General features: G+C 63.9%; 9 protein-coding genes and 1 pseudogene. 5 read left to right on the forward strand and 5 right to left on the reverse strand.

Annotated features, from left to right (window positions below; translation table 11 throughout):
• Positions 1–750, reverse strand: a pseudogene (locus EOA38_RS16085) (hybrid sensor histidine kinase/response regulator); the annotation flags it as partial.
• Between the two features lie 1,183 nt (positions 751–1,933).
• On the opposite strand from EOA38_RS16085, the gene EOA38_RS16090 reads away from it, so the two are divergent.
• Genes EOA38_RS16090 through EOA38_RS16100 form a run of 3 tightly spaced genes read left to right on the forward strand, consistent with a single transcriptional unit; the run spans position 1,934 to position 5,374 of the window.
• A complete protein-coding gene (locus EOA38_RS16090) occupies positions 1,934–3,403 on the forward strand; it encodes an efflux RND transporter periplasmic adaptor subunit (RefSeq protein WP_127299658.1) in 1,470 nt (489 codons plus the stop codon).
• Positions 3,404–3,414: 11 nt separating this feature from the next.
• Positions 3,415–4,158 (forward strand): ABC transporter ATP-binding protein, encoded by a 744-nt coding sequence (locus EOA38_RS16095; RefSeq protein ID WP_245480845.1) that lies wholly within the window; start codon positions 3,415–3,417, stop codon positions 4,156–4,158.
• Between the two features lie 55 nt (positions 4,159–4,213).
• Positions 4,214–5,374: an ABC transporter permease gene (locus EOA38_RS16100; RefSeq protein ID WP_245480846.1), complete on the forward strand. Its 1,161-nt coding sequence runs from the start codon at positions 4,214–4,216 to the stop codon at positions 5,372–5,374.
• Between the two features lie 231 nt (positions 5,375–5,605).
• Here the strand turns inward: EOA38_RS16100 and EOA38_RS16105 are convergent, their stop codons facing one another.
• The 3 genes from EOA38_RS16105 to EOA38_RS16115 all read right to left on the reverse strand — a co-directional run bounded on the left by EOA38_RS16105 (position 5,606) and on the right by EOA38_RS16115 (position 7,544).
• Positions 5,606–5,824 carry a 4-oxalocrotonate tautomerase family protein gene (locus tag EOA38_RS16105; protein WP_127299660.1) on the reverse strand — a complete coding sequence of 73 codons (219 nt, stop codon included), beginning with the start codon at positions 5,822–5,824 and terminating at the stop codon, positions 5,606–5,608.
• A 24-nt stretch (positions 5,825–5,848) separates the two neighbouring features.
• Entirely contained in the window at positions 5,849–6,745 is an 897-nt protein-coding gene (locus tag EOA38_RS16110) for an SDR family oxidoreductase (protein WP_127299661.1), read from the reverse strand.
• Between the two features lie 64 nt (positions 6,746–6,809).
• Positions 6,810–7,544, reverse strand: coding sequence for an SDR family oxidoreductase (locus tag EOA38_RS16115; RefSeq protein ID WP_189434693.1), 735 nt, complete (start codon positions 7,542–7,544; stop codon positions 6,810–6,812).
• Positions 7,545–7,649: 105 nt separating this feature from the next.
• Between EOA38_RS16115 and EOA38_RS16120 the strand changes: the two genes are divergently transcribed.
• Positions 7,650–8,543 carry a LysR family transcriptional regulator gene (locus tag EOA38_RS16120; protein ID WP_127299663.1) on the forward strand — a complete coding sequence of 298 codons (894 nt, stop codon included), beginning with the start codon at positions 7,650–7,652 and terminating at the stop codon, positions 8,541–8,543.
• A gap of 45 nt (positions 8,544–8,588) precedes the next feature.
• On the opposite strand, the gene EOA38_RS16125 is transcribed toward EOA38_RS16120, so the two are convergent.
• The gene (locus tag EOA38_RS16125) at positions 8,589–9,506 is read right to left on the reverse strand and encodes a polyprenyl synthetase family protein (RefSeq protein WP_126091518.1); all 918 of its coding nucleotides are present in this window, start codon (positions 9,504–9,506) and stop codon (positions 8,589–8,591) included.
• A 129-nt stretch (positions 9,507–9,635) separates the two neighbouring features.
• Between EOA38_RS16125 and EOA38_RS16130 the strand changes: the two genes are divergently transcribed.
• Positions 9,636–10,343, forward strand: a complete 708-nt coding sequence (locus EOA38_RS16130) for a transglycosylase domain-containing protein (protein WP_127299665.1) — start codon at positions 9,636–9,638, stop codon at positions 10,341–10,343.
• Positions 10,344–10,550: the final 207 nt, after the last annotated feature.

A 10,550-nucleotide genomic window follows, 5' to 3' on the forward strand; every position in this document is an offset into this window, starting at 1 on the left:
GTTCATCGGCGTGCGGATCTCATGGCTCATATTGGCGAGGAATTCCGACTTGGCACGGTCGGCCGCCTCCGCCTTGAACAGCGATGCGGCGGTTTCGGCGAAGGCGCGGCGGATCGCTTTCTCCATCGGCCGGAAGATCAGAACCGCCGCAATGGCGATCACGGCGATCAGCAGGCCGCTCGCCCACAAGAGCAGCCGGTCGCTGGAAGCGTCGGCAAGGTGCCGCTCGTCGTCGAGTGTGGTGCGCACGCGCACCAGCATCGGCTGGGCGAAAAGATCGTTCTGGTTGCGGATCTCGCGATAACTCCATTCGTCGACTTTCTGGGCCACCGACATCAGGTTGAAGTTGCGCACCATGTCGCGCGCCGACCAGAACAGATCGCCGTTCACCGAAGCGGATTCCAGCGCGTTGAGGGTGTTGTTCGACAGGCGCGGCCTGATCGCCGCAAGCTGCGCGTTCAGGATCTCGATCTCGCCCGTCAGCCGTTCGGAATGGCCACGCGCGGCGGTGGTCAGCGCCTCGCGAGTCTCGGCCCGCCAGGCCGTTCCGGTCGTCTCGGCGAAATTGGTGGCGTTGCGCAGGTCGCGGGAGAAGATGACGAAGTTGCCGCTCAGCGCGTCGACCTCGTGACGGTATGAATTCACGCGGTTGAGCGCGAACATGACGGCGGCCGAGGCCAGCGCGAAGACAAGCAATCCCGAAATATAGCGAATCCGGATCGACCGGATGAAGGAGGAGTACTCCGGCATGCGCAACCCCAAACCCATACGCACAATTTTAACGGTCGGGATTACGCTTGATTTACATTAAGATTTCGTTGGTGCGCGGAAGGGCGTTTGCCAATCGCGCCTCTTTTGCCAATCGCGCCTCTGGGGAAGGCCGAGTTCCTCGACGACCGTCGCATCGAAGTCGACAGGGTCGACAGGATAGGTGCTTCAAGCCCGATGTGGCCAGATCTGCAAACAGCGCGTGCTTGGGCACGTAGTGGGCCCGCAAGCAGCTACCTGACGCATTGGAGGCGCCGAATACATGCGTGATTACATCAATGCACGTACAGCCTCCCCGGGGATGCCGTTGCCAGCAAGCTCGCGGCGCTGTGGATTGCGCTTCGGCTTATGAAACGCGCTTTGCAATTAGTTAATTAAGTGCTAATATACTTGACCTTGTTACTGGCTGATTGACACCAAGCCAAAGAACTGGAGGGTGCGTTGCTGCGCGCCGCGATCCGGTTGTCGGATCGGCGCCGCGCTTGCGCATGGGTAAAATGTCCGCATCCAGAAGAGCGTCAGGAGGCGCGGCGGTTTAGTCACTGCCGTTAGTGCCTCCTCTCCGAACATGCCTTGAAGACAGACCGCTCCGGTCAAGACCGGAGTGTATCGCTTTTCTTTTGTCTGCAGGCCACTGCCAGAGGTGGCCTGCGATGAGGGAGATGGTGACTCTGGCCAACAAGGGAGTAACACATGTGTAGACAGTTGTTTTTGGCGGTTGCAACCGCCGTTTCCCTGGGCGGCGCGCTCATGCTTGGCACAGGCGGCGCGGGAGCGCAGAATCTGTGCCCCGGCGTCTCGGCCACACAGTGCACAGACCTATGCGGCGATGCCGGGGTCGCTTCCTGCACGAAGACAGGGTCGACGCCCGATTGCGTCTGCAACACGACGACAAAGGACGTGAACGGCAACGCGTTCGGCACGGCGACGACGGATACTTCAAGCGGCCAAGGCAATTTGGGCAACAAGACCGAGACGAGCTGCACCGGCAATCCGGGGCATTGCAAGTAATGGCCGGAAATGCGTCGCCTCGGGTATCTGCATTGAGGCGCCGCGGTTGTTGGCTGACGCGAAGGTATGGGCGAGTTGACGTGTCGCCCGTTCCCGAGCCAGGGCGAACAGCCGGGAGAGCCCCCGCCCTCCCGGCGATCTGGATAGTTCGCACATGATGATGCGCAGCGTCCTCTTTGCGGCGGTGATCGTCGGCGCGGCAACGATGCCGGAGGCTTCGCTCGCACCGTCGCTGACGTCGGGGGTCGAGCAGATTTCATCGGCTTTCCGGCAGCTGCTGATGCAGGTGAAGCCTACGCACACCGAAGCGCTGAAGAGGCCGGCATACCAAACCGAAGTTGTGGAGCGGGGCGACATCGTTACGACCGTGCAAGCCGCCGGTACGCTCAATGCACTGGTGGTCGTGGAAGTCGGGTCTCAGCTTTCCGGCCGGATCAAGGAGCTTTACGCCGATTTCAATTCCAAGGTGACCTTGGGCCAGGTCATCGCGCGTGTCGAACCGGAAATGTATGAGGCCCGGGTGGCCCAGGCCGAAGCCGAACTGGAGATGGCGCAGACGCAGGTTTTGATGCAGCAGGCGCAGATCGAACGAGCCCGGGCCGAACTGGAGACCGCTGAAGCCAAGCATGAAGCGGCGGTGGGTCAGAACAGGCGTGCGCAAATAGGGCTTGCCGAGGCGCTCCAGGACATGGAACGCAAGCGACCGTTGGCACAGCGCAATGTCATTACGGCAGGCGAATGGGAGCGCACCCAGAACGCGCACGAATCAGCTGAAGCACAGGCCACATCCATCGGCGCGGAGGAGTTGTCGCAACTGGCCGCCGTCCGCGCCGCCCAATCGAGCGTCAGCATGGCTGATGCGGAGCTTGCCAACATGCTGGCCCAGGTCAAGCAGAGGGAAGCCATGCTTCGGCAGGCCCGGATCGATCTTGAGCGGACGTATATCCGAGCGCCAGTCACCGGCACAGTGGTCAATCGTGCGGTGAGCGGCGGTCAGACACTGGCGGCGGGCTTGCAGACGCCGATCCTGTTCACCATAGCCAAAGACCTGACGCAGATGCAGGTCGAAGCAACGGTGGTCGAAGCCGATATCAGTCGTTTTGCCGTGGGACAGCCGGTCACCTTCACTGTCGATGCCTATCCAGATCGCGTTTTCGCCGGCTCGGTGAAGCAGATCCGCAAGGCGCCGCAAATCGTGCAGAATGTCGTCGCCTATGTCGTTGTGGTGGCTGCCGAAAACCCGGAAGAGCTTCTGCTGCCGGGGATGACCGCCAATCTCGAAGTGGTGGTGGCGAGACGGGAACATGTTCTCAAAGTGCCCAATGCCGCCCTGCGTTTCCGCCCAAAGGATACCAGGCCGGACGGGCGTCGCCTCGCAGTTGCCCCTTCATCCAAGCTCGCAGCGGACCGCGGCATGGAGCCTGGATCGGCCGGCCAGGTGTTCGTGTTGGGGCCGCGCGGCGAACCAAGGCCGGTACCGCTTCGTCTCGGGATCACTGACGGCCGAACGACAGAGGTTGTGGCTGGCGATCTCACCGAGACGCAGCCGGTGATCGTTGGGCCCGCCGCACCCGGCCCGGAGGACGAGGCGTCTTCCGTGCTGATCAGGTTCCGCTTTCAGTGAGAGAGCTCGCCGTGGCCCTGATCGAAGTCGAGGACGTACACCGCAGCTACCGCATCGGCGGCTCCTGGATCGGGGCGCTCGACGGCGTGAGCCTGACAATCCAGCAGGGTGAATTCGTCGCCGTGAAGGGACCGTCGGGTTCGGGCAAATCCACGTTCATGAACATCCTGGGCTGCCTCGACCGACCGACCGAAGGCAGATACCGGCTGGATGGGATCGATGTCGGCCGCCTTCATCACGATGCTCTCGCGGCTATCCGCAACCGCAGCGTCGGCTTCGTGTTTCAGTCATTCAATCTGCTGCCACGTGCCACTGCCCTGGAAAATGTCGAGCTGCCGCTCCTCTATCGTCGGATGTGGCCGGGCAAGCGCCGCCGGCGCGCGCTTGAGATGCTCGAAAGGTTCGGTCTGGCGAACCGGGCGAGTCACAAGCCGGCCGAGCTGTCGGGCGGTCAGCAGCAGCGCGTCGCCATTGCCCGTGCCCTGGTCACTGCGCCCTTGGTTCTGCTTGCCGACGAGCCGACCGGTGCGCTCGACAGCCAGACCGGGCAGGAGATCATGAGTATCTTCCGCGATCTGAATGGTGAAAGCCTGACGGTCGTTGTGGTTACGCACGAGACAGAGGTTGCCGCCAATGCCGATCGCATCGTGACCTTCCGAGATGGCCGCGTGGTGCCTGAGGATTCCGAGACGCGGAGCGGCTTGAATTCGGGCGATACCTGCCATCTGTCGCTGGTTCGCAGCAATGCCCGGTAGCGTCAGAACAGCCCTGCGGTCGCTTCGCGCTCACCATCTGCGTAGCACGCTCACCATGCTGGGCATCGTCATCGGTGTTGCCGCCGTCGTCGTGATGATCGCGGTGGGGATCGGCGCTCGCGACCGAATCGCGGCCCAGATCCGCAGCCTCGGCGCGAACCTTATCGTGGTGACCCCAGGCAGTGTGCGCATGGGCAGCGTCCGGCTGGGCAGCGGTGCCGCGCCGCAGCTGAGCGAAGACGATGCACTAGCGATCCAATCGGAGATCCCCGGTGTGGTCGTGGCGGCGCCACTACTGCACGCCCGCGAGCAGCTCACCGTTGGATCGCTCAACTGGCAAGGCGTGCTTCGCGGCGTGACGCCCGGCTACTTTACGGCGCGGGAATGGCGCGTGATCGCGGGTCGGGAGATGACCGCGGACGACGACCGACGCGCCGCCAACGTGGTGCTCCTCGGCACGACGATGCGCGAGAAGCTGTTTGGCGAGACCGATCCTGTCGGCTCTGCGATCCGCATTCGTGGCGTGCCGTTCACGGTCATAGGCCTGCTGGAGCGGAAGGGGCAAAGCGTTTGGGGCGAGGACCAAGACGATGTGGCGCTGGTGCCGCTGAGAACGGCGCGGCGCCAGTTTGTCGGCACCAGCCGGGCCAATCCCGCCCTCGTGCACAATATCACCGTCAAGTTCGCCGACTGGTTATCGGCCGATGATGCGATGGAAGCCATCCGAGATCTCCTGTGGCAACGTCACCGGTTGCGGGCAGGTCAGGAAGACAGCTTCATGATCAGCAACCTTGCGGAAGCCGCCGATCTCGAGGGTTCGACTACGCGAGTCGTGTCGCTGCTGCTTTCCGCCGTCGCCTCGGTCTCGCTCGTGGTGGGCGGCATCGGCATTATGAACATCATGCTGGTGACGGTGACGGAGCGCACCCGCGAGATCGGGCTCCGGCTGGCGGTCGGTGCGCGTCGACGCGACATCCTTGTCCAGTTTGTCGTCGAGGCAATGACGCTCGCTTCGCTGGGTGGAATGCTAGGCGCGCTTGTCGGCATCGCCGCCGCAACCGGCATCGGCGCCTTTGCCCGATGGCCGGTGGTCATCGACATCAGCGCGGTGCTGCTGGCCGTCAGTTTCGCCGCCTGCGTGGGTGTTTTCTTCGGCTATTATCCCGCCCGCAAGGCGGCACGGCTTCAGCCTATCGACGCCTTGCGCGCTGAGTGACCTTCCGGGTCGGCCGCGGCCGGAGCATCGAAGCTACCGCAGTTATTCGAGACCTGGCGGCGAGTAGTCGCTCCTGGAGCATGGCTGACAAAGCCGAAAGGGCGTTAATCGCTCGCGCTTTAGCTATTGCGTGTCGCGACGCGCATCGCCGCCTCGCCATCGGCGGAAAAGAGAGCCACCGATGGATCAACTTGAAACGAGCCGCTCGGCAAGCGGCTCGCCCGGTTCAAATCAGGCAATATCCTTGGCCCGGTAGGCATCGGGAAGAATGAAGACTTCGTCGGCGCGGCCATAGCCTCCATCGGGAATTTCTTCGATCAGCACCATGGTGTAGGGACGCACATCCTCGCCGAAATATTCGACAAACATCTGCGTGGTCTTGTGGACGAGGTCTTCCTTCTGCGCTTTTGTGAGGGCGGCTTCGGGCATCTTGAAGTTGGCAAATGGCATTTCCAGGTTCCTTCGGGTTGGATTTCACGGCGCTGGATGGAGAAGGTCGGCGAGGCCGATGCGCTCCAGGAGTTGTGCCCGGACACGGTCGGCGACGCCGTTGACGATGGTCGCGCCGTCATCGGACGGATCGATATGGACGCGGAACGGCCGGCGGCCATGCGGCATCTCCACGAGATCGACGATGGCCTGCGCGACCTCTGAGGGATCGGCATCGGCGGGGTCCAAGCCGGCAAGGCCCTTGAGCGCCTTGTCGTCCGCGCCGGCATACGGTCCCGACCAATAGGCGGCGGCGCGTTCGGTGTCGTCCGGTTTGCCGGAATGGGCGAAATGTTCCGTGCCCTTTGTGAAGGCGCCCGGCACCACGATGGTCGTCTCGATGCCGAAACGGGCGAGTTCCAGCGCGTAGCTCTGCGCCAGCGCATCCATGCCCGCCTTGGCGGCAAAGTATGGTGCAAGGAAGGGCGGCGTGCCGCCGCGGGTGCTGCTCGATCCGACCCATATCATCAGAGCTTGGCCGAGCGAGCGCATATGCGGCAGGACCGCACGGTTGACGCGCTGGGTGCCCAGCACATTGACGTCATAGAGCGCAGCCAATTGCTCGGGCGTGAAGGCTTCGGTCGGTCCGAAAACCATATGCCCGGCATTGTGGATGACGACGTCGATCCGGCCGGCTTCGGCGAGGATGGTTTTGACGGCCACATCGATCGACGGTTCGGAGAGCACGTCGAGTTGGATGGCGCTGAGCGCGAGCTTTTCCTCACGCACCAGCCTTTCGATTGCGGCGGCCGCCGCGCCTCCGCGCGCTTGCGGATCCCGCATCGAGGCGTAGACCCGGTGACCGGCTCTGGCGAGCGCCTCCGCTGTCATTGCGCCGAAGCCGCTGGACGCGCCGGTGATGAGAATTGTCTGCTGCATGATCGTGTACCTTCTTTCTTACGCAGTTCCGGACGCGAAACCGCTGCGAAAGTCTTGCTGATTGCCCTTAGATCGCGCCGCCATTGGCGCGGATGACCTGGCCGTTGACCCATTGGCTGTCGGAACCGGCAAGGAAGGCGACGAGCCCGGCGATGTCGTCCGGCTGGCCAAGTCTGCCGAGCGGAATGAGTTTGGTGATTGCCTCGATCTGCGCGGCGCTCTTGCCGTCGGTGAAGAGTTCGGTACCGACCGGGCCGGGGGCGACGGCATTGACAGTGATACGGCGCGGGCCAAGTTCCTTGGCCAGGATGTGCGTCATGGCTTCGACGCCGGCCTTGGTTGCGGCATAGACGCCATAGTTCGGCTGGTAGAAGCCCACCACGCTCGAGGAAAAGTTGATGATGCGTCCGCCGTCGTTCAGGCGCCGCGCGCCTTCGCGCATACCGCGGAATGATCCGCCGAGATTGATCGCAAGCTGGCGTTCGAACTCACCATCTCCGGTCTCCGCGATTGACGACAGCCTCATCATGCCAGCGTTGTTGACGAGGATGTCGGTGCCGCCGAATGCCTTTTCGGCCGCATCGAACAAAGCGGTCATACCGGTCGGTTCACCAATATCGGCCTGCACCGCGAGAGCGGTACCGCCGACAGCCTCGATCGCCGAAACGACTTCATCGGCGGCGTCCTTTCCGCGCGCATAGTTTACGATGACGGCAATGCCCTCTTGGGCGAACCGCTTGGCGATCGCCGCGCCAATGCCTCTCGACGCGCCTGTCACGATCGCGGCTCTTGTCTTCTGCATAATCGATCTCCGTTCGTTTGTTGCGGGACGGATATAGACTGTAGCTTCTGCCGGATAATCGGTCCGCTATTGACAGCAGTATTCGGATAGGGCGAACAATCTAACATGGATCGACTCGACAGGATGCGGCTGTTCGTTCGCGTGGTGGAGCGGCGCAATTTCACCGCGGCGGCCGCCGATCTCGGCCTGCCGCGCTCGACCGCCACCGAGGCGATCAAGCAGCTGGAGGATCATCTGGGGACGCGTCTGCTGGACAGGACGACCCGCCATGTCGCCACGACGCTCGACGGGCAGGCCTATTACGAGCGCTGCCTTTTTATCCTTGGAGAGGTGGAGGATGCCGAAGCCGGATTCCGCAGCGCCGAACCGCGGGGCCTGTTGCGCATCGACGCGCATCCGCTGCTCACGCAGCGATTCCTGCTGCCGGGGTTGCCCGTCTTCCTCGAACGCTATCCCGAGATCGATCTGCATATCGGCCAGGGCGACCGGCTGGTCGACCTGGTGCGCGAAGGCGTCGACTGCGTCATCCGCGCCGGTGAACCGCAGGACAGCGGCATGATCATGCGACGGCTGGCGACGATCAGCGAAATCACCTGCGCCAGCCCTGGCTATCTGGAGAGGCACGGCGTGCCGACGTCGCCTGATGCGCTGGACGGCCACCAGGCCATCGGTTTCGTCTCCTCGCGCACCGGCGAAGTGCTGCCGCTGGAGTTCACCGTCGGCACAAAGGTGCATCGGGCAACGCTGCCGGGGCGGGTAAGGGTCAACAATTCGGACACCGCCGCCGCGCTGGCGCGCCTCGGCTTCGGCTTGCTGCAAGCACCGCGCTACCGGCTGGAAAAGGATCTGGCCGACGGGATGCTGATCGAGGTGCTGGAGGATTTTCCGCCGACGCCGACGCCGTTGTTCGCACTTTATCCGCAGAACCGGCAGCTCGCGCCGCGGCTGCGCGCCTTTCTGGAGTGGGCATCGCGCATTTTCGCCGAGGCAAAGCTGTGACGATCGGATCGGTGCCCGGCTGGCGTCGTCTGCCGGCACCGCAGTTCAGCTGTTGCGCGTCGCCACGAAAGTCGCCGCGGCCTTGAGCAGGGCCGCCTCCTCGCCATAGGGATCGAGCAGCGCATGCGCCTGGTCGATCAGGCCGTGGAGCTGCTCGCGCGCCCAGTCGGGGCCGTGCAGCGCGGCGAGCGTCGCCTTGCCGGCGGCGGCGTCTTTCTTCGTCGCCTTGCCCATCTGCTCGGCGTCCGCAGTGAGGTCGAGCAGGTCGTCGGCGAGCTGGAAGGCAAGGCCGATGGCCGAGCCGAACTCGGCCAGTCTTTCACGATCGGCGGCGGGCGCGCCGGCGACGATGGCTCCGGCCTCGCAGGCGAAGCGGATCAGCGCGCCGGTCTTCATCGCCTGCAGCCTGATGATGCCGGCTTCGTCCGGGCGCCTGCGCTCGGCCTCGAGGTCGAGCATCTGGCCGCCGACCATGCCGCCGGCTCCGGCGGCACGCGCAAGCGCCAGCACGAGCGCTGTCCGGCGCTCGGCCGGCAGAGCGGTCGCCTCGTCGGCGATGATGTCGAAGGCCAAAGTCAGCAGCGCGTCGCCGGCGAGGATGGCGGTCGCCTCGTCGAAGGCCTTGTGCACGGTCGGCTGGCCGCGGCGCAGGTCATCATTGTCCATCGACGGCAGATCGTCATGGATCAACGAATAGCAGTGCACGCATTCGAGCGCCGCAGCAATGCGCATCGCCGCCTCGCCATCGGCGGAAAAGAGAGCGGCACTTTCCATGACCAGAAAAGGGCGGAGCCGCTTGCCTCCGTTGAGCACGCCATGGCGCATCGCCGCCATCAAGCGTTCAGGCCGGGCGATCTCGCCGGAAAGCAGAGGCGCGTCGAGGATCTGCCGGAGCAGGACCTCGATTGCGGCGGCGCGCGCAAAAAACGCGGTTTCGAAGGCCATATGGTCGTCTTTCGTCATGGCCGGGACCGGTAGCCGACACTCAGACATTGCGCAAGAAGCCTGGCACCTTTATGCCGATTGGGCGCGTGGCACGGGTGGGGCGGCTTGTCGGAACCGATCGTCGAACATGAAATCGAAGGGCTGGACATGGCGCGACCACGGCGCCTGAACCGCGCCGGTCTCAAGCGCCTTGGCCGGCGCTGCCTGGTCGTGGCCATCATTTTGGCGGCGATACCGGTCGTGCTCACCTTCCTCTATTTGCCGTCCTTCGTGCATCCTGTCTCGACGCTGATGCTGAAGGATCTCGTGACTTTCTCCGGCTACGACCGGCGCTGGGTGTCGATCGACGACGTGGCGCCGGTGCTGGCGCATTCGGTGATCATGTCGGAGGATGGGCAATTCTGCTTCCATCGCGGCGTCGATCTCGGCGAATTGCGCGGCGTGGTCGACGATGCGCTTGCCGGCGAGGCAACGCGCGGCGCCTCCACCATCACCATGCAGACGGTGAAGAATCTCTTCTTGTGGTCGCGGCCACTGGGCAGCGTGCGCAAGGTGGTCGAGCTGCCTTTGGCCGTCTATTTCGACGCGGTGATGTCGAAGCGGCGGATCATGGAGATCTATCTCAACATCGCGGAGTGGGGGCCTGGCATCTACGGCATCGAGGCCGCCGCGCGGCACCATTTCGGCGTCTCGGCCAAGCAATTGTCGCGCCGGCAGGCCGCACTTCTCGCCGTCAGCCTGCCCAACCCGATCGCCCGCAACCCGGCCAAGCCGGGGCCGGGGCTCAGACGGCTCGCCAATCTGATCGAGCGGCGCGCCGGCAGGTCTGGCGCCTATGTCGGCTGCTTGGACTAGGTGTGCCGATATTCAGGTGAGGCCGGCCTGCGAACGGCGGCTTCCTCCGCTTCCGGTGCTCACGTACTTGAAGTACGCTCCGCTCCGGCCTTCGCCGGCCGAAGCCCTCATAAGGGTCTCCGCTCCATGAGCTACGGCCGGCGTAGGCCGGTTCTCGGAAGCCACCGTTCTCGGCTCGGCCTGACCTGAATCTCGACACACCTAGCT

The organism is Mesorhizobium sp. M1E.F.Ca.ET.041.01.1.1 (assembly GCF_003997355.1).
GTDB lineage: Bacteria > Pseudomonadota > Alphaproteobacteria > Rhizobiales > Rhizobiaceae > Mesorhizobium.